Origin of the sequence: Vibrio sp. Y20_XG_PY13 (assembly GCF_024181925.1) — a bacterium.
In the GTDB taxonomy this organism is placed as follows: domain Bacteria; phylum Pseudomonadota; class Gammaproteobacteria; order Enterobacterales; family Vibrionaceae; genus Vibrio; species Vibrio parahaemolyticus.
Genome location: NZ_JAMZAL010000002.1, coordinates 20,709 through 40,361, shown reverse-complemented (window position 1 = coordinate 40,361; position 19,653 = coordinate 20,709). Strand labels below are relative to the sequence as shown.

At 43.7% G+C, this 19,653-nt stretch carries 11 protein-coding genes; 3 read left to right on the top strand and 8 right to left on the bottom strand.

The window, feature by feature from the left end:
- Window positions 1–159: 159 nt before the first annotated feature.
- From pyrD to NL646_RS05320, 8 genes are all read right to left on the bottom strand, one after another.
- Window positions 160–1,170 carry a quinone-dependent dihydroorotate dehydrogenase gene (gene pyrD / locus NL646_RS05355; RefSeq protein ID WP_253663946.1) on the bottom strand — a complete coding sequence of 337 codons (1,011 nt, stop codon included), beginning with the start codon at window positions 1,168–1,170 and terminating at the stop codon, window positions 160–162.
- Between the two features lie 308 nt (window positions 1,171–1,478).
- Window positions 1,479–6,320, bottom strand: coding sequence for an NAD-glutamate dehydrogenase (locus NL646_RS05350; RefSeq protein ID WP_253663945.1), 4,842 nt, complete (start codon window positions 6,318–6,320; stop codon window positions 1,479–1,481).
- Between the two features lie 201 nt (window positions 6,321–6,521).
- Complete coding sequence (locus tag NL646_RS05345; protein ID WP_077280458.1) at window positions 6,522–6,740, bottom strand: DUF2835 domain-containing protein; 219 nt, start codon at window positions 6,738–6,740, stop codon at window positions 6,522–6,524.
- 65 nt (window positions 6,741–6,805) lie between these two features.
- Window positions 6,806–9,412 (bottom strand): aminopeptidase N, encoded by a 2,607-nt coding sequence (pepN, locus tag NL646_RS05340; protein ID WP_253663944.1) that lies wholly within the window; start codon window positions 9,410–9,412, stop codon window positions 6,806–6,808.
- 231 nt (window positions 9,413–9,643) lie between these two features.
- Entirely contained in the window at window positions 9,644–10,309 is a 666-nt protein-coding gene (locus NL646_RS05335) for a hypothetical protein (protein ID WP_021448557.1), read from the bottom strand.
- A 194-nt stretch (window positions 10,310–10,503) separates the two neighbouring features.
- Window positions 10,504–12,510 carry a carboxy terminal-processing peptidase gene (gene prc / locus NL646_RS05330; RefSeq protein ID WP_025633050.1) on the bottom strand — a complete coding sequence of 669 codons (2,007 nt, stop codon included), beginning with the start codon at window positions 12,508–12,510 and terminating at the stop codon, window positions 10,504–10,506.
- A 17-nt stretch (window positions 12,511–12,527) separates the two neighbouring features.
- Complete coding sequence (gene proQ / locus NL646_RS05325; protein ID WP_005458274.1) at window positions 12,528–13,157, bottom strand: RNA chaperone ProQ; 630 nt, start codon at window positions 13,155–13,157, stop codon at window positions 12,528–12,530.
- Between the two features lie 97 nt (window positions 13,158–13,254).
- Window positions 13,255–13,728, bottom strand: a complete 474-nt coding sequence (locus NL646_RS05320; RefSeq protein ID WP_005494950.1) for a GAF domain-containing protein — start codon at window positions 13,726–13,728, stop codon at window positions 13,255–13,257.
- 92 nt (window positions 13,729–13,820) lie between these two features.
- On the opposite strand from NL646_RS05320, the gene NL646_RS05315 reads away from it, so the two are divergent.
- Genes NL646_RS05315 through mam7 form a run of 3 tightly spaced genes read left to right on the top strand, consistent with a single transcriptional unit; the run spans window position 13,821 to window position 19,530 of the window.
- Window positions 13,821–15,617, top strand: coding sequence for an ABC transporter ATP-binding protein (locus NL646_RS05315; RefSeq protein WP_253663943.1), 1,797 nt, complete (start codon window positions 13,821–13,823; stop codon window positions 15,615–15,617).
- Between the two features lie 24 nt (window positions 15,618–15,641).
- Window positions 15,642–16,889 carry a paraquat-inducible protein A gene (locus tag NL646_RS05310; protein ID WP_005486416.1) on the top strand — a complete coding sequence of 416 codons (1,248 nt, stop codon included), beginning with the start codon at window positions 15,642–15,644 and terminating at the stop codon, window positions 16,887–16,889.
- The gene (mam7, locus tag NL646_RS05305) at window positions 16,882–19,530 is read left to right on the top strand and encodes an MCE family putative adhesion factor MAM7 (RefSeq protein WP_015296763.1); all 2,649 of its coding nucleotides are present in this window, start codon (window positions 16,882–16,884) and stop codon (window positions 19,528–19,530) included. Before NL646_RS05310 ends, mam7 begins: the two co-directional genes overlap by 8 nt.
- The last annotated feature ends 123 nt before the right edge of the window (window positions 19,531–19,653 follow it).

Here is a 19,653-nt window from a genome sequence, read left to right as displayed (position 1 = left end):
CTCTCTTGACTAGTGAATCAATGGTAAAGAGGTAAGACGCTTAATTACCTACTCATGATTTTTTAAATTTTACAAACGAACGGACAAAAAAAAAGAGGAAACGAGTTCCTCTTTTTTCTGAAATAAGCGTTGAATTCTCAGCGATTTATTTGATGAGTGCTACAGATTTTTAACAATATCGCGTACTAGGCCAGGACCATGGTAGATAAAGCCAGTGTAAACTTGTACGAGTTGAGCGCCTGCCATCATTTTCTCTTTTGCAGCAACATAAGAGTCAATGCCGCCAACACCGATGATAGGAAGTTTGTCACCCAATGCTTCGTGCAATTTGCGAACAACTTCTGTTGAACGAGATTGCACCGGACGACCGCTTAAACCACCCGCTTCATTTGCGTGTTTCATACCTTCAACTACTGTTCGATCCAGTGTAGTGTTTGTTGCAATAACACCATCGATATTGTTTTTCAGTAGTGATTCACAAATCTGAGTGATTTCATCATCGCTCAAATCAGGGGCAATCTTAAGTGCTAGTGGAACGTACTTGCCGTGTTTTTCTGCAAGCTCTGATTGTTTCACTTTAAGCTCTGATAGTAACTCGTCGAGTGCTTCACCGTATTGTAGAGAGCGAAGCCCCGGAGTGTTTGGAGAAGAAATGTTTACAGCGATGTAACCAGCGTATTCGTACACTTTCTCCATACAAATCAAGTAGTCCTCTGCCCCGTTCTCGATTGGTGTATCTTTGTTTTTACCAATGTTGATACCAAGAACACAGTTGAACTTTGCTTTTTTCACATTCTCAACCAGATGATCCACACCTAAGTTGTTAAAGCCCATTCGGTTGATGATGCCTTCGGCTTCAACCAAGCGGAACAAACGCGGTTTGTCATTACCTGGCTGAGGACGAGGAGTCACTGTGCCAACTTCAACAAAGCCAAATCCCATCGCATCGAATGCTTCAATACATTCCCCGTTTTTATCCAAACCAGCAGCAAGACCCACTGGGTTACGGAATGTTAACCCCATGCATTCTACTGGACGGTTAGGTAATTGCTGACGATAGAAAAGATCGAGTGGTGTGCCGTTAAAGCGTTGGAAGTTCTTGATTGCAAGATCATGTGCCTTTTCGGCATCAAGTTGGAAAAAGCCAGTTCTGGCTAGACGGTAAAGCATTGTGCCTCCGAAAGAAAAAAGCCCCGTGTAAACGGGTCAATATTATTTACTGTTTTTTATTGTAATTCAATGAAAATGAACGAATTAAGTAAAATTGCATCTTGATTTAGAAGTTTTTTCATAAAAACAAAGAATTAGCGTTTTTTTGCTGCATTGAAATATTCAGTTTCCAATGGAAAAGTAATCGATTTCAGCAGAAGTTAAGTTTTAAAATTTAGTTACAATGTCACGTTAATGACCGGAATTTGGTGTTTGCGGATACAAAAAAGCCTCGCATTTACGAGGCTTTTTCTAATAAGTTAACTCACCTACTCGTTTGAAGAGCAATTCAAATTAAGCAGTACCAGTTCACGAAGAGCTACCGAGAATTTGGCAAATTCATGTACAGAACCGACTTTGAACTCATTAAGGATGCTTTCCCAACGATGAAGTGATTGTTCGTTTGCTTCCATCCACTCTTCAAGCGCTTGCATTACATCAAGATCTTCGTTTGCACACGCACAGTTAAGAACTTGCGCTGTCAACTGACGTTGTTGCCAATCTAGGTCTTCACGGAATGCCGCGCGAGCTAGAGCTTGCCAGTTGTTGTCGACAGCTTGGCTATTGATTTGTTTCAAGAACCAGTGCAACGACAAGCGATCGCCAAGGTTGAAGTATAGCTTCGATGCTTGTTCAACCGTTTTACCAGTTTCACTTGCAACCGATGAAATATCCAGTGCCGATTGAAGGCTCGATAGACGTGCTACTTGATGGGCCAGTTTTTCTTCTACCCCACGCTCCATCCATGTTTGAGCCAACTCATTGTGCTCTTCCACTTCAGATTCAACCAGCATGCTATCAAGAGTTTCAGTAATGACATTCACATCTTGTTTGTAGATTGCAATCAACTCACCAACGGTAGATTTACCGCTGCGATTACGCAGTAACCAACGAGCAATACGACGTAGTGCGCGGCGTACGTAGAACATGATCTCGTACTGTGCATCTGCCGTTGCAACGTTGTCTAACGCGCGAGTTTGCTTAAGAATTTCAGCAAGATCAAATATTTCACGAGCTGCACTATAAGCATTTGCAATATCAACAACACTTGCGCCCGTTTCTTCTTGAAGACGAGTGACGAAGTTACAGCCCATTTCGTTAACCATTTGGTTTGCTAGCGCAGTCGCGATAATTTCTGCACGTAGCGGATGGTTAACCATTTGATCTTTATAGTTACGGCGTAACTCACTTGGGAAGTACTCAACCAGCTGTTTCGCATGGAATTCATCATTTGCAATGTCATCCGTCACGAGTTGCTGTTTCAGAACCATTTTGCCGTAAGCGACAAGCACCGATAGCTCAGGACGAGTAAGACCTAGGCCCTGTTTTTCGCGTTCAAGCAACGTTTCATCATCAGGAATGTACTCAAGTGCACGGTCCAAGTACCCTGCTTTTTCCATTGTGTGGATGAAACGAATCTGTTCTTTAACGATGCCAACGCCTTGTTGCTCTGTCACTGAAATGGACTCAGATTGACGGTATGCGTCATCCAGAACGATTTCACCAACCTCTTCTTCCATAGATTCAAGAATTTGGTTGCGTTGTTTAACGGTAAGATCGCCATTTGAAACCAGTCCGTTCAAAAAGATCTTAATGTTTACTTCGTTATCCGAGCAGTCTACACCGCCAACATTGTCAACAAAGTCGGTGTTAACTCGACCACCGTTTAGTGCGTACTCGATACGACCAAGCTGTGTCATACCTAAGTTACCACCTTCACCAACCACTTTTGCGCGCAGCTCACGACCATCAATACGAAGCAGGTCATTTGCGCGATCACCAACGTCTGTATGTGTTTCAGTCGAAGCTTTAACGTAAGTACCGATACCACCGTTCCAAAGTAGATCCACTTTCATTTTTAGGATCATTTTAATCAGATCGTTTGGTGCTACGGATGCCTTCTTGGTACCCAACATTTTTTGGATTTCAGGCGTTAGTTGGATCGATTTCGCACGACGTGAGAACACGCCACCACCTTGCGAGATCAACTCGGCGTTGTAATCTTCCCAACTTGATCTTGGAAGATTAAACAAGCGGTTACGCTCTTCCCAGCTGGTGGCTGAATCTGGGTTTGGATCAATAAAGATGTGCATGTGGTTAAACGCAGCTTGTAAACGAATGTGCTTAGATAGCAGCATACCGTTACCAAACACATCACCAGCCATATCGCCTACACCGATTGCGGTAAAGTCAGTCGTTTGACAGTTGATGCCCATTTCACGGAAATGACGTTTAACTGATTCCCAACCACCTTTTGCAGTGATACCCATTGCTTTGTGGTCGTAACCGTTTGAACCACCTGAAGCAAACGCATCGCCAAGCCAGAAGTTGTATTCTGCTGAGACTGAGTTCGCCAAGTCAGAGAATGTCGCCGTGCCTTTGTCGGCAGCAACCACTAGGTATGGGTCATCTTCATCGTGACGAATTACGTTTTGTGGTGGAATCACCTCGCCTTCAATGATGTTGTCAGAAACATCAAGCAACGCGCGAATGAACTGTTTATAGCAGCGTTGACCTTCTGCAAAGATTTCATCACGCGTGGTCAGAGACGGTTGACGCTTACAAACGAAACCACCTTTCGCCCCAACTGGAACAATAACGGTGTTCTTAACTTGCTGAGCTTTTACAAGACCAAGAATTTCTGTACGGAAATCTTCTTGACGATCTGACCAACGTAAGCCACCACGTGCAACTTTACCGCCACGAAGGTGAACACCCTCAATGTCTGGCGCGTAGACGAAAATCTCAAAAGCAGGAACTGGCTGAGGAATCTCTGGGATTTCGCTTGGTTTCATCTTCAAAGATAGCCAAGGCTTCGACTGCTTGTTTTCGTCCAACTGGTAGTAGTTAGTACGCAGCGTTACCATGATCATATCCATGTAACGACGAATAATACGATCATCATCTAGGCTTTCTACACGATCCAGTTGTTCAGTCAGCTTCTTAATCAGATCACTTTGGCCTTTTTCGCTGCCTTTATGTTTTGGATCGAAACGTTTAGCAAATAGGTTAACCAAGCCAGTAGCTAAATCAGGGTAATGGCTTAGTGTATCTTCAATGTATTGTTGGCTGAATGGGAAACCAACTTGACGCATGTAGCGCGCGTAAGCACGTAGAATCGAGATTTCACGACCAGATAACGAAGCACCCAGTACCAAACGGTTGAAACCGTCACTTTCTAGATCCCCTGCCCAAATCGCTGCAAATGCTTGTTGGAAACGATCACGAGCTTCGCGAAGATCAACGGTTTTTTCGCTCTTATGCAGCATTGAGAAATCTAGGATCCAGAATATCTGGCCATTGTTTTTCTCGATCTCGTAAGGAGATTCACCAATCACGCGTAGACCCAAGTTTTCCAACATTGGCATTACGTCTGATAGATGGATTGGCTCGTCACGATGGTAAAGTTTTAAGCGAACCGCTTTCGAGTCCGTTGCAACTTCCTGCGGACGGTAGAAAAGCATGCCAAGTTTGTTGTCGTCACTCAGTGCTTCAAGGCGCTCAATGTCTGCCACTGCAGAACCAGGCATCATGTCTTCTTTGTATGAACGAGGGAACGCGCTCATGTACTCTTTCGATAGTGGTAGACCTTTGCTTTCACCAAAGTTAGCAATGATCGACTCTTTTAATCTGTCGTCCCAAGAGGTAGAAACTTCCATTAAATTCTGCTCGATTTTTTTCACGTCTACATCAATGTTGTTATTGTCTACACGAACAATGTAATGCGTTCTTGCCAATGGGCTTTCAGAGAAGAACGTCGTGAATTCAACTTCTTGTTCACAGCCAAAATACTGCTTAAGAATGCGTTGAGTTTGGCGGCGGAGTTCTGTGTTGTAACGGTCTTTCGTTACGTACACCATGCAGCTGAAGAAACGACCGAACGGGTCTTTGCGTACGAACAAACGTAGCAAGTCACGGTCTTGCATTTGTACTACGCCCATGCCGACTTCAAGCAAATCTTCTTCGTTCGCTTGTAGCAGTTCATCACGTGGGTAGTTTTCAAGAATATTATGCAGCGCTTTGTAGGAGTATGAGCCGCGGCGGTAACCACTTGCTTCTAAGATACGATCTACTTTTTCTCGAATTAGAGGAATGCTGTGAACAGCTTGGTTGTATACCGCGGATGTGTACAAACCAGTGAAGCGGTGCTCGCCAATTACTTTGCCATTTTCATCAAACTTTTTGATGCCGATGTAGTCAGTGTAAGCAGGACGGTGGATACGAGACGCTTGATTGCCTTTCGTAATGATCAAAGCGTAAGGTTTTTTCGCTTCTAGTCTTGCAGAATCAGACAATTCAGACAACTTAACGCTGCGAATGCGCTTTTCATCAGCAAACAGACCTAGGCCTTTTTCTTTTGCTGGTCGTAGTTCCGTATCACCGTTTATTTCCGCTAAGTCATAATCTTTGTAACCCATAAAGGTAAAGTTATGATCACCAAGCCAACGTAAAAATGCGATGGTTTCATCCAAACGATCGGTTTTCATCGAAACACGATCTTTGTTTTTTTCAAGATCATCTGTAACGATCTTGAGTTTGTCGACCATTGGCTGCCAGTCATTAACGACTAAGCGTGTATCAGACAGGATGTTCAATAACTCTTCTTTAAGAGCTTGCATCTCTTCTTTACTTGTTAGGCGGTCAACTTCGATGTGGAATAGTGATTGAAGAACACCACCCTCACCGTTCACTTCTGTTACTTGACCTTTTTTATCACGCTCTAGCTGAGTTGGATTATTGAGCATTAAATGGCAAACAAGATCTAAGCGCGCTAGCGCCATCTTGATTGAATCCACTAAGAATGGACTATCTGGAACAACAACTTCTACGATTGTATGTGTGGATTGCCAGCCTTGACGACTTACGGTCGGGTTAAACACGCGGACCGAGATATCTTCTGGTTTTTTTTCGTTTATGTGGTGCCAGAGGCTGACAACAGCACCATAGAGGTCGGATTCGTTTCGCTGAATCAAGTCATCATCAGCAATGTTACTAAATAAGTGTTGAGCAAGTTTGGTTACAAGCGTTTGGTGAGAAAGCTCGAGTTTGTCTTGAATCAGTTGGTAAACCTTTTCAAGCAGAACCGGCACTACATTTTCACGCGCGGTCATATTCACACTCCACATTAGAATTGTTGTTTTGTAGGGGGACTTAGTAACAGGGTTGTTACCCTAGAAACTAAGCATAGGTAATGCATGCACTCATTGTAAAAGCATAATTACAAATGTTTAACAACTATTCGCTGTGGTAGGAGGTGAAATGTCTGATTCTGTGACTAAGATTCCTATTTAACTCTCTGCAAATACAAAGCATCACAGAGTTTCTAACTTTAGAAACTTGTTATTTTGGTCAGTTGTTAGCCTAAATCGCCCTCTCACTCCTAATTGGCTAAGAAATGGTCTAAATTTGGCTGCAGGAAGTTGTAGCCTTAAGCCGTTGTTTGTTATGACTTGAACGGAACTTGCGGCTCCCGAGTAATGGGACAGAAATTTTTGATAAGGAATATTCAGCGTAAAGTAATAGTGCTTCATGAACTAGAAACGTTGCAGTAGATACAATTAGGGTGGTCATTGCGACCACCCTATTATTTTGGCGACTATTCGTCTAGTGCTTTAGTCACTTTTTCAAACAGATCTTTGGCAAGGTTATCCATTGCTTTTAGTTTTTCAAGTTCTGCACGAATCATCGCTTGGCGAGCTTCATCGTATTTACGGAACTTCAGCAGAGGATCAATCATGCGAGATGCAACTTGAGGGTTGGAGTCGTTCAACTGACGAAGAATTTCACCGGCAAATTGGTAACCAGAACCCGATTTGTCGTGGAAACGAACTGGGTTTGCAGCCAAGAACGAGCCAATTAAGCTGCGCGTGCGGTTCGGGTTCTTCAAGCTGAACGCTTCGTGATTCATGGTTGCTTTCACTTTTTCAAGTACATCTTCTGCTGGGTTAGTCCCCTGCAGTGCAAACCATTTATCCATAACTAAACCGTCATGTTTCCACTTATCGCTGTAATCAGCCATCAGCTCTTCACGACATTCCAGTTGAGCACTATTCGCTGCACTCATAGCTGCAATGGTATCGGTCATGTTATTGGCAGCTTCATACTGCGCTTTAACTAACGTGTTACCTTTGTCTGTATGAGCTAAGAACTGAAGACATTGATTACGCAAAGCACGTTTGCCGATTGCTGCATGGTCGATGGTGTATTCGGCTTGTTTTAGCGTGTGGTAAGTGGCACTTAGTTCATCTTCCAATGCGGCAGAAAGTGACACTGTAATGCTATTTAAAACCGTATCAACTGCATCTACATCAATCTGTTTGTACCAGCCTGTGATTTCATTGATAGATGGCAATGAGAAGACTTGAGCGATAAATGCAGGCTCTAAGTTTTCATCCAATAATACGCCGCGGAATGCATCGATAAGATCTTCTGAAAGTTGAACCTCACTGCCCGTTTGGACATTGGTGACATTTTGTCGAATGTACTTCGCTAATAGCATTTGGCTTGCATCCCAACGAGCAAAATCGTTGGTTGCGTGCTTCATTAGGAAGATCAGTTCAGCGTCGCTGTAATCGTATTCCAATTTAACTGGCGCAGAGAACTCGCGTAACAATGAAGGCACTGGTTGCTCTGCGACATTCTCGAACACAAATGTTTGTTTATCTTGCTTGATGTCCAAAACATTGTGAACTGATTCTCCGTTAATGATCAGTGGGATAACCTGACCTTTCGAATCATAAAGCTCGATATCGAATGGAATGTGCAGTGCTTGTTTTTCTGCTTGGTCTTGCGTTGCTTCTGTAAATTGCTCAACTGTTAGCGCGTAAGTTTTGGCTTCAGCGTTGTATTCGCTGTTTACACGAAGTGTTGGCGTACCAGATTGGCTATACCATAGACGGAATTGCTTAAGGTCAACGCCCGTTGCATCTTCCATTGCAGAAACGAAGTCTTCACATGTTGCCGCTGTACCGTCGTGACGCTCAAAGTAAAGCTTCATACCTTTTTGGAAGCCTTCCTCGCCAAGCAAAGTGTGGTACATACGAATCACTTCACTGCCCTTTTCATAAACGGTCAACGTATAAAAGTTATTCATTTCAATAACTTTGTCAGGACGAATTGGGTGTGACATTGGGCTTGCATCTTCAGCAAACTGAGGGCCACGAATAATGCGCACATTGTCGATTCGATTTACCGCACGTGAACCTAAGTCAGAAGAAAACTCTTGATCACGGAACACCGTCAAACCTTCTTTTAGGCTCAGCTGGAACCAATCGCGGCAAGTCACGCGGTTGCCTGTCCAGTTATGGAAGTATTCATGGCCAATCACAGCTTCAATACCCAAGTAATCTCGGTCTGTCGCCGTTTGGTCATTCGCCAGAACAAACTTAGAGTTAAAGATATTTAGGCCTTTGTTTTCCATTGCGCCCATGTTGAAGAAATCAACCGCCACGATCATATAAATATCGAGGTCGTATTCTAGACCAAAGCGTTCTTCGTCCCACTTCATTGAGTTGATTAGCGATGTCATCGCGTGACCCGCTCGGTCTAAGTTGCCTTTATCGACAAAGATTTCTAGGTCAACGTTGCGACCAGACATTGTGGTGTATTTATCGCGAAGAACATCAAAGTCACCAGCGACAAGCGCAAATAGATAAGCTGGTTTTGGATGTGGATCTTGCCATTGCACCCAATGACGACCGTTCTCTGCTTCGCCTTGTGCAATACGGTTACCATTGCTGAGCAAGTATGGATATGTTGCTTTATCTGCAATGACTTTGGTTGTGTATTTTGCCAGTACGTCTGGGCGATCTAAGTAATACGTGATGCGGCGGAAGCCTTCTGCTTCACACTGTGTACAGAATGCACCACCAGATTTGTACAGACCTTCAAGTGCGGTATTGGCTTCAGGATCAATTTTAGTGATGATTTCAAGTTCAAACTCAGCAGGTAAGTCAGACAGTACTAGGGACGCCTCTTTTACTTCATGATGCGCCCAATCTTCGCCGTTCACCTTAACTGAACGAAGCTCTAACCCTTCACCATCCAGTTCTAGAGTCGTTGATTCACCCTTTTGAACTACTTTTGATAGTGCAGTAACGATGGTGTCGTTGTCGTAAAGATCAAACGTAAGATCAATATCAGTAATTGTGTGGGATGGCGCTTGATAATCTTTACGATATTTCGCCTGGGGAGCTTGAGACATGTCCATAAATCCTTGTATGTCGAACTACAAAAATACCAGTTTACAGGTCTCAAACCCTTTAACTGGTATCACGATATAAGCTATTTGTATGGGTTGTGGTATCAGAATACAAGTCTTTCTATAAAAAAACGGAGCTTTTTGATGGTTAGCTCCGCTTTCTGATTAACATTTACTCAACATTACAAGTTTGCCGTATGAATACTCATTTATAGAATCAACAATATGAATGACTCATTGTGTGACTCGGTTGAGTACGGCATACATATCACCACTACTATCTTGGATGGTGAGCTCATTTTCTTTAAGTTTGTACGTTGTGCCCTGCTCGCCGTTTTCATACAAAAGAACTAAATACTCGTCTTCAGTGTAAAACACGCCTTGTTTAACGGACTCTTCACCTGCTTCGTTTGAGACACGGAACAAGAACACGAAGTCAGGCTGCAAAATCAGATCCATGTGGTTAATGTTATTTGCCATCAATCCATCGCCAGAGACATGAGAGCTTGACCAAATACCGGCTAGAGCGTTCGATAACCCTTTAGTAAAAGTGACACCGTTTAAATCCAAGGTATTGTGATTGTTTCGGTAAGCGTAAATTTGGGGCTCATCGGTATTCAATCCAAGAACAATTGTGTCTTCATTGGCGTTATACATTCCTTCCCAATGATCGACAGAATAATCTTTTTTCTGAATATCTATGGAGAATGTGTAATCAGAGCCTAAAGAAAGTTTGATCGCTCGGAAGTTTTCAGCCGATTCGTCAGGCCTCGGATTCATTAAATACCAATCCCCAATCAGAAACGGCGTATCAAAGTGACTAAGATCGTCTTCCTTTGTGTTTTCTCCAGCGAACACGCTTAAGCAGCAAAAGCTAAGCAAAATAAAGAACCATTTCATATCGGCATCCTTATCGTTTTCTTTTAGCTTAGGCATTGGTGCTCTATTTCGCGAAATATTTGATCTATATCACGTAAATTATTGCAGTAAAATAAGCGCACAACCGACTTTGTGCCGTCAACTTTGCAGGTTAAAAGGCATAAAAAAAGAGCGAACCCTTAGGACTCGCCCTTTTTGTACTGAATTGCCAGTGCTTATGACTGTTTTGGTGCTTTAAGCATATCAACCATAATCGCAACAGATTCATCTAAATAAACATCAGGTGCTTCGTAGTCTTTAGGCACATCATCCAAAGATTTGAATGTTTTCTTACCCAAAGCCGTTTGACGTTCATTAATACGTTTCAAACGTAATGCTTCTGCTTTATCTGACTCGTCTTTGCGGACTTTCTCGTTTAGAGACAACATGTTGTCGTCTTTTTCTTTACGATACTTCTCAATGTCTTCGTTAATGAAGCGGAATTCCATCTCATCAGCGATTCGCTTATTGTGAAGTTCTGTCAAGTTTGCAATCAACTTGTCGTTATCTGGGAATGTCTGATAAGTCGCCTTATCGATGCTATCCCAAGGCAGAGCATTGTCTTCAACACTTTCACCGGTTTCACTCGGATCAATTGGTGTTGGGTACGCAATGTCTGGCGCTACACCACGGTTCTGAGTACTTCCGCCATCGATGCGGTAGAACTTTTGAATCGTATATTGAACATAACCGAGCTCTTTATCGAAAAGATCGTAGATATGATTCAATGAACGATGCTGCTGAACCGTACCTTTACCAAACGAGTTTTCGCCAAGAATGACGGCGCGGTTGTAGTCTTGCATTGCAGCTGCGAAAATTTCAGATGCCGATGCACTGTAGCGGTTGATTAATACCGTCAAAGGACCATCGTAACTTACCAGTCCGTCGGTATCGGCGTTGACTTTGATGCGGCCATAGCTGTCGCGCACTTGTACGACTGGGCCCTCTTTAATGAAGAGGCCAGTAAGTGCTGTTGCTTCAGTAAGAGCACCACCACCGTTGTTACGTAAATCAACGATAATACCGTCAACATTCTTCGCTTTTAGGTCAGTAAGTAACTTGTCTGTGTCTTGTGAAAGACCGACGTAGAAACTTGGTACTTCAAGAACACCAATCTTCTTGCCGTCTTTCTCAATGATCTCAGACTTAACCGCTCGGTCTTCTAAACGAACTTTGTCGCGCACAATTGTGACAATGTAACTCTTTGCGTCATTACCTTCTGGCAAGATTTGTAGATTAACCTTTGTTCCTTTAGGACCTTTGATTAATTGAACTACATCATCCAGACGCCAGCCAATCACATCGACAATTTCTTCACCGTCTTGACCAACACCAATGATGCGGTCCCCTTCACCAAGTTGCTTACTCTTAGACGCAGGGCCACCAACTACCAATGAACGAATAATAGTGTAGTCATCTGTCATTTGCAGAACGGCACCAATCCCTTCAAGAGACAGGTTCATTTCTGATTGGAATTGCTCGGCGTTGCGAGGAGAAAGGTAACTAGTATGAGGATCGACCTGTCTTGCGAAGGCGTTCATATAAAGCTGGAACGCGTCTTCATTGTTGGTCTGTGTGATACGCTTCATCGCGTTGTTATAACGCTTCTCTAAAACTTCTTTAATTTCAGGCCATTCTTTGCCCGTCAGTTTTAGATTCAAAGCGTCATATTTCACGCGTTTGCGCCACAACTCATTAAGCTCAGCTTCATCCTTTGGCCATGCGGCTTCTGAGCGATCTAGTTCAATCTCGTCTGCGTTATCAAACTTGATCTCTTTGTCGAGCAAAGTCATCGCGTAGGCGAAACGTTCAAAACGTTTTTGCATGGAGAGATTGTAAACATCAAAAGCAATCTTGTTGTTACCAGCTTTAAGCTGATCATCAAGTTCAATTGACCAATCTTTGAAGGAATCGATATCCGCTTGAGTGAAAATATTTCTATTGTAATCAAGCATTTCTACATAGCGTTCAAAGATCGCTTTAGAGAAATCATCGTTTAGATTGAAATGCTTATAATGAGAGCGGGTAAATCGAGAGGTGACTCGTTTGCTGGCTGTTTCGTGCTGAACTTCAGGAGCGAGAACCGGCAAGTCATCTTTATGTAGTTTGGCTTCGAGAGCCTGAGCTGATGCTGCTAGCCATAAGCTAGCAGCAATCAGGGTCACTTTTGAACGGCAATTCATGCGTAGGAGTATCTCCCTTATGCGCGCAAGTGCTCCGCTTTTACAACCATTTGTAGGCCGTTAGCAAGTTGAACACGTACATCATCCTTATTGATCTCAACAATGGTCGCTGCCATGTTTCCTTTGCCCATGTTCACGTTTACTGCATTGCCTACTGTGATTTCATCAGCATTTAGAGCGCGCGTTTCTACAGGCTTAGTTGGTTTTTGTACTTTTGGTTTGTTAGTACGGCGAGGCTGTTGAGGCTTTTTATTAGCCGCTGGTTTTGCTTTCGCCTTACCCTCTTCACGAGCTTTCTGTGCTTGTTCTTTACGACGAGCTTGAACTTTCGCTTTGCTTTCAGCAAGTGTCGCTTTAGCGTGTTCTACGTGTTCTTCTTCTAGTTCACCACAAGGGTTGCCATCTAGGTCAACACGTACCGCACCTGGTTTTACACCGTGTAGGTAACGCCATGATGAAGTGTACTGTCTTAACGCTGCACGAAGCTGAGTTTTGCTTACTTTTTCGTCTTCATTTAGACGTTCCGCAAGATCTTGAAAAATACCAATTTTCAGAGGTTTTGCTTCACCTTCTAAAGTAAAGCACTTAGGGAAACATTCAGCAATATATGCGATAACTTCTTTGCTGTTTTTTAACTTTTCAGTCATGAGGGTTCCTGATTTGAGCGGATTTCCGCGAAGCATTAAGAAAAATATTCTCGTATTATAGTGACATGCCAAGGAAAAACCACACTCGTGGGCTAATTTATGCGTCGTTCGCGTGTGAATTAAGCAGCTTTTCTACTTCTGACATAAAATGAGTGAGACCTTCCTCGTCTGTTTCATTGAATCGACCGATACTTGGGCTATCGATATCCAATACGCCAGCAACTTTTCCATTGATTGAAAACGGAATCACAATTTCAGAATTACTCGCGGCATCACATGCGATATGACCTTCAAATTCGTGAACGTCGTATACTCTTTGAGTAGTATTTGTTTTTGCAGCTGTACCACAAACGCCTCGTCCCATTGGGATACGAACGCAAGCTGGTTTGCCTTGGAATGGGCCTAATACAAGCTCATCCCCTTTTGTTAGGTAGAAGCCCGCCCAATTGAGGTCTTCAAGCTCCATAAATAGCAAAGAGCTCAGGTTCGCCAAGTTAGCGATAAAGTCTGGCTCAGATTCAATTAGGGCTACTGCTTGTTTGGTGAGTCGTTGGTATTGTTCTATGTTCATATTAACTTCCTACTTATTATTAAAGCTTCCATTCTCTTGGTATGGCGCTAAAATGCTGACCTACTTTAAAATAGGACTTATTCTCAATTACAATGATTCCGAAAAATGACACTATTAGCCGTTCTTGGTTGATAACACAAGTTAAAAAGCACAAGTCCAAGCTGATTTTAGCGAACTTGATTGCTATTGTGGCGACCTTGATTAGTGTTCCAATCCCTCTTCTTATGCCATTAATGGTTGATGAAGTGCTATTGGACAAACCTGCCTCTGGTCTTGCTGCCATGAACGCTGTGCTTCCTGAAGCGTGGCATACCCCAACTGGATATATCTTTTTTACGCTTTTTTTAGTTGTGCTCATGCGCGCAGCCAGCCAAGCGTTGAACATTGTTCAAAGTCGTCAATTCACACTGGTATCGAAAACCATTACGTTTGAGATGCGCAGTAAAATGATCGACAAATTGGGTCGAATCAGTATTCGTCAGTACGAAACCAAAGGCAGTGGAGGGATTAACGCCCACCTTATTACTGATATAGAAACCATCGATCAATTTGTTGGTTCGACACTCGCAAAGTTTGTTATCAGCTTTTTGACCGTAATAGGCACCGCTATCGTTCTGCTTTGGCTAGATTGGCGTCTGGGCTTATTTATTCTACTCGTAAACCCTATTGTCATTTATTTCTCTCGCAAACTTGGCAGTATGGTCAAGCATCTCAAGCGTAAAGAAAACCACTCGTTCGAAATGTTCCAAAATCGACTGGTAGAAACGTTGGATGGTATTTACCAGCTGCGCGCTGCCAATAAAGAGCGCGAATTTCTTCAGCAGCTAAAAGAGAGCGCCAATCAAGTCCGCGTCGATGCTGACAAATACGCCTGGCAATCAGAAGCGGCTGGTCGAGTTTCTTTCTTGCTCTTCTTAATCGGTTTTGAATTATTCCGTGCGGTTGCCATGTTAATGGTGATGTTTAGTGACCTAACAATTGGCCAAATTTTCGCTGTATTTGGTTATCTATGGTTTATGTTGTCCCCTGTTCAAGAGCTTCTTGGAATACAATTCTCTTGGTATAGCGCAAAAGCTGCATTGAAACGTATTAACGACCTTCTAGAGTTGGAAGAAGAAGATAGACCTGTCTCGAAGGTGAATCCTTTCAACGAAACACGCGAAGTCGATGTAAAAATCGAGCATGTGGATTTCTCATATAATAATGAGAACAAAGTGTTGGATGACCTGTCGTTACATATTCCAGCGGGCAAAAAAGTTGCGTTAGTGGGCGCGAGCGGCGGTGGTAAATCAACACTGATTCAACTGCTAATTGGTGTTTACCGACAGAACGCAGGTAGCATTCGTTTTAATGATGAGTTAACAGAAGATATTGGTTTTGAAGCGATCCGCGACAAAATTGCCGTGGTATTACAGCAACCTATACTATTTAACGACACCTTGAGGCATAATCTGACGCTCGGTGGTCACTTTGATGAAATGTCTTTGTGGAGAGCGCTCGAAGTTGCTCAATTACAAGATGTGATTTCTCAACTTAACCACGGTTTGGATACGCAAATTGGACGCAACGGGATTCGTTTATCCGGCGGACAACGCCAACGCCTAGCGATTGCACGTATGGTGTTAAGCAATCCTCAATTTGTTATTTTAGATGAAGCCACGTCTGCGCTCGATACTGCAACAGAAGCTGCACTACATAAAGCGCTAACAGAATTCCTACGTGGTCGAACAACCTTAATCGTCGCGCACCGTCTATCGGCAGTAAAACAAGCAGATTTGATCTATGTGCTTGAAGATGGGAAAGTGACACAAACAGGAACCCATGGTGAGCTCGTTGAGCAAGAAGGCTTATATCAAACCTTGTACGGGGGCATTCAGTCCCAAGCTTAAACCCTTCTTATTAGAGAGGTCTTTATGACCTCTCTGTCTAAGCATGCCATGCAACCCAATAGTGTGCGTTTATGCCAAGGTTGCGAACTCCCTGTCGATATTGTCGATTTACCTAACGGTAAAAATGCACATTGCCCACGCTGTGGCACGCAATTATATCGCGGAGGCAGCCCTAGCCTTTCTGGTAATTTAGCGGTCGCGATAACCTGTATCCTGCTATTTATTCCGTCGCACTTCTTTAACTTCATTAGCATCAGGCTTTTTGGTGTGATGATTCCCGCGACCTTACCCTCAGGGATGATCACCTTGATGGAAGAAGGCTTTGTTCTTCTTTCATTGTTAATTCTATTTTGTAGCTCACTTGCCCCATTGACCGTATGTGTCTCGGTTGTGACTGCACATATCTCATTGCATCAAAGATGGTTTAAGGGGCTGCGCGTCTCACTGTGGCTGATTCAACATTTGAAACATTGGGTAATGCTGGATGTGTTTTTGGTCAGCATTGCGATCTCTTGTTTTAAGCTTCAAGACTATTCAGATATTTTTGTTGGCCCCGGATTGATTGGCTTGGTCTTGCTACAAATATTTACTGTTCTTCTGGTATCTCGCATCAGCGTTCGTCGTTATTGGGAAGCTTGGAAACCAGAAAACACGTACTCTTTCGAACACAAAGATGTGCATTGTCACGAGTGTCATCTCTCTCAACCTGAAGGTGAGCGTTGCCGACGTTGTCATCATGAGCTCTATCATCGTAAGCCAAACTCGATTCAAAAAACGTGGGCTTACCTAGTCGCGGCCACTATCGCGATTTTTCCTGCTAACCTTATTCCTATTTCGATTTTGATAACCAACGGTCAACGCCTTGAAGATACGATTTTCTCTGGTGTTGCGTCTTTGGTCAGAAGCGGAATGTATGGTATCGCCATTATTATTTTTGTTGCCAGTATCGTTGTGCCAGTCGTTAAGATCCTCGGCCTTGCCTATATTATGCTGTGCATCAAATTCAAGCGTTCGGTGTTTCGAAGACAACGAATGATGGTTTACTTTGCAGTAAAGTGGATCGGTAAATGGTCTGTCATGGACTTGTTTGTTATTTCTATCATGATGACCTTGGTCGATCGCGGTCAAATACTCGACTTTACGCCAGGTTACGGCGCGGTCGCGTTTGGTTTAGTCGTTGTGCTGACAATGTTAGCCGCAGAGAGTATTGACCCAAGGCTAATCTGGGATGAAGCCCCAAAACAATCAGAAAAAGAGTCAATTAATGAGTGATCAGAACAATTCTCAAACATCGTATGTGCCTGATGTTAAGAGGAGCAAAGGCATATCTCCACTTTGGCTACTGCCAATTTTGACGATGGTGCTCGCCGGCTGGCTTGTGGTGAAATCCATCCATGATGCGGGGCAACGAGTACAGATTTACTTCTCCGACGCTGCTGGTTTGGTGGCGGGACGCACAACTATCCGTTACCAAGGTTTGGAAGTCGGTATGGTGCGTGACATTAATTTGTCCGAAGATCTCGGCAGCATTTACGTGGATGCAGACATCTACCCTGAAGCAACGAAGTTACTTAACGATAAAACGCGTTTTTGGCTCGTTAAACCAACCGCGAGTTTAACTGGGGTGTCGGGCTTGGATGCGCTTGTTTCTGGTAACTACATCTCTATCCAACCGGGGGACGGTCAAGAATTTGAGACCACATTTCACGCTCTCGATTCGGCGCCAACGGACCTACGTGTTTCACAGGGTTTGAACATCAAGCTTAAAAGCCGAGACTTAGGCGGCGTGTCGATTGGATCTCAGATTGTCTACAAGAAAATTCCTATCGGTGCGGTTTACAGCTACCAACTGGATGAAGATGCAAAATCCATTACTATTCAAGCTAATATCCAAGAGCAATATCGACACATCATCAATGACCGCAGCCGCTTTTGGAACGTCAGCGGCATTGGCGCCAGTATTGGTTTTGAAGGTGTTGACGTACGCTTAGAAAGCATGAGCGCCCTACTTGGTGGCGCTATCGCGGTTGACTCCCCGGACGATGGCGAACCAGTGGAAGAAAATACCGAGTTCCGCTTATATAAAGATTTGAAAACAGCAGGTCGAGGCATTGCGATCAAAATTGCTCTACCTGACGACAATAAAGTCAGCAGCGAAGGCGCACCAATCATGTACCGTGGCATTGAAATTGGTCAGGTCACCGACTTAAGCCTTTCTGAAGGACGAGAAGTCATTTTGGCGTCAGCAGCAATTCAGCCTGCTTTCAGTGACATGCTTACCACTGGCACTCGCTTTGTTTTGGAAGAAGCGAAAGTGTCGTTGTCTGGTGTCGAAAACATTGCAAACCTAGTTAGAGGAAACTTCCTCACTATCGTTCCTGGTGACGGCGAACGCTCTCGCCGCTTCACTGCAATTCGCAAAAACGTATTTAATCAACAGCAAGAAAAGTCTATCGCGATTCGCCTAATTTCTGACAATTCATTTGGTTTAGATAGCGGAGCGAACGTGCTCTATAAAGGTATTGTGGTCGGTTCCATCATCAACGTTGGTTTAGTTGATGAGAAAAAACAAGCGAAGCACGAAGTCTTTATGGATGTGCTGATTGATCACGAATACAAGCATCTTATTAAATCAAATAACCGTTTTTACGTGACTGGTAGCGCTTCTGCAGAGCTTACTGAGTCTGGGTTGAGCGTCACTGTTCCGCCAGCAAAACAACTACTGACCGGTTCTATCAGTTTCGTCAGTGAAGGTTCTGAGTCAATTCAGAAAGAATACCAACTGTTCCAGAACGAATCGTTAGCAGAACTCGCGCAGTACAACAAAACTGGCTCGAAAACATTAATGCTGTTTGCTTCAGAGCTACCACCAATTTCGAAAGGCAGCCCTCTACTCTATCGAAATCTGCCGGTCGGTAACGTCTCGGACTTTCATCTCGTCGATGGTGGCGTATTGATTAAAGCAACGATTGAAAATCGCTTTGCTTATCTGGTCACCCCACAAACCGTTTTTTGGAATCGTTCAGGTATCGAAATTGATGCCTCACTTTCTGGCGTTAGCGTTAAAGCACATCCACTAAAATCTCTGATTGAAGGTGGAATTGCTTTTGATTCCGTGCCTGGCGTGGAAAACAAAGTCGGAGAACGTTGGAAGCTTTACGCTGATCAGCAAAAAGCGCGCAAATTTGGTCGAGTCATTTCGCTAGAAACCGACGGCACGCAAGAAGTGCTTAAAGGTATGCCGATTGAATACCAAGGCGTGAAGGTAGGTGAAGTGACGCTTGTCGTACCGAATTTCCGTCGCAATCTGGTTGAAGTCACCGCCCGAATTTTACCGGAATACGTGGCAAATATCGCGGTAGAAGGCACGCATTTTTGGCTAACTGAACCTGAAATTGGCCTTGGCGGCGTGAAAAACTTAGGTGCGCTGGTTTCAAAATCTATCAGCGTTGAACCGGGTAATGGTAAGGCGAAGTTCGATTTCCCATTAGAAAAAGGGTTTGACCGTGTAGAAGGCGTCATGTTTACCCTGCAAAGTGAACAACGCGGTTCGGTTCAAGTCGGTACTCCTGTTCTCTACCGCCAAATGGAAGTTGGTCAAGTTACCGATGTTCGCTTGGGCGAGTTCGCTGATCGCGTGGTTTCCACCATCAAGATCAAACCTGAATACGCGTATTTAGTGCGTCAAAACAGCGTGTTCTGGAATGTGTCTGGTGTGGATGTTTCTATCGGTATTACTGGTGCGAACATCAAAGCAGGTACGATTGATAGCCTTGTGCGTGGTGGCATTGCGTTTTCAACGCCAGAGCAATCACAAATTCCACCAGCAGCAAAACGTGGTCACTCTTTCTATCTTTACCCACGTGCCGATGAAAGTTGGGTTCAATGGAGAACGCCTATTCCTAAGCCCTAAGGCGGGATATTGATTCGATGTAAAGAGCAGCAATCGCTGCTCTTTTTTATGGTCGTTAACCTTGTCACTATTCGTTTCTGCGTCGCTTTCGTATATTATTTGCGACAAATTCTGCAAACGAGA

What these genes read in the sequence shown, in the direction of transcription:
- NL646_RS05350 (WP_253663945.1), bottom strand. Translation starts at nt 6,320, where the DNA reads ATGACCGCGCGTGAAAATGTAGTGCCGGTTCTGCTTGAAAAGGTTTAC.
- pepN (WP_253663944.1), bottom strand. Translation starts at nt 9,412, where the DNA reads ATGTCTCAAGCTCCCCAGGCGAAATATCGTAAAGATTATCAAGCGCCA.
- NL646_RS05315 (WP_253663943.1), top strand. Translation starts at nt 13,821, where the DNA reads ATGATTCCGAAAAATGACACTATTAGCCGTTCTTGGTTGATAACACAA.
- prc (WP_025633050.1), bottom strand. Translation starts at nt 12,510, where the DNA reads ATGAATTGCCGTTCAAAAGTGACCCTGATTGCTGCTAGCTTATGGCTA.
- pyrD (WP_253663946.1), bottom strand. Translation starts at nt 1,170, where the DNA reads ATGCTTTACCGTCTAGCCAGAACTGGCTTTTTCCAACTTGATGCCGAA.
- NL646_RS05320 (WP_005494950.1), bottom strand. Translation starts at nt 13,728, where the DNA reads ATGAACATAGAACAATACCAACGACTCACCAAACAAGCAGTAGCCCTA.
- NL646_RS05345 (WP_077280458.1), bottom strand. Translation starts at nt 6,740, where the DNA reads ATGAAGCACTATTACTTTACGCTGAATATTCCTTATCAAAAATTTCTG.
- proQ (WP_005458274.1), bottom strand. Translation starts at nt 13,157, where the DNA reads ATGACTGAAAAGTTAAAAAACAGCAAAGAAGTTATCGCATATATTGCT.
- mam7 (WP_015296763.1), top strand. Translation starts at nt 16,882, where the DNA reads ATGAGTGATCAGAACAATTCTCAAACATCGTATGTGCCTGATGTTAAG.
- NL646_RS05310 (WP_005486416.1), top strand. Translation starts at nt 15,642, where the DNA reads ATGACCTCTCTGTCTAAGCATGCCATGCAACCCAATAGTGTGCGTTTA.
- NL646_RS05335 (WP_021448557.1), bottom strand. Translation starts at nt 10,309, where the DNA reads ATGAAATGGTTCTTTATTTTGCTTAGCTTTTGCTGCTTAAGCGTGTTC.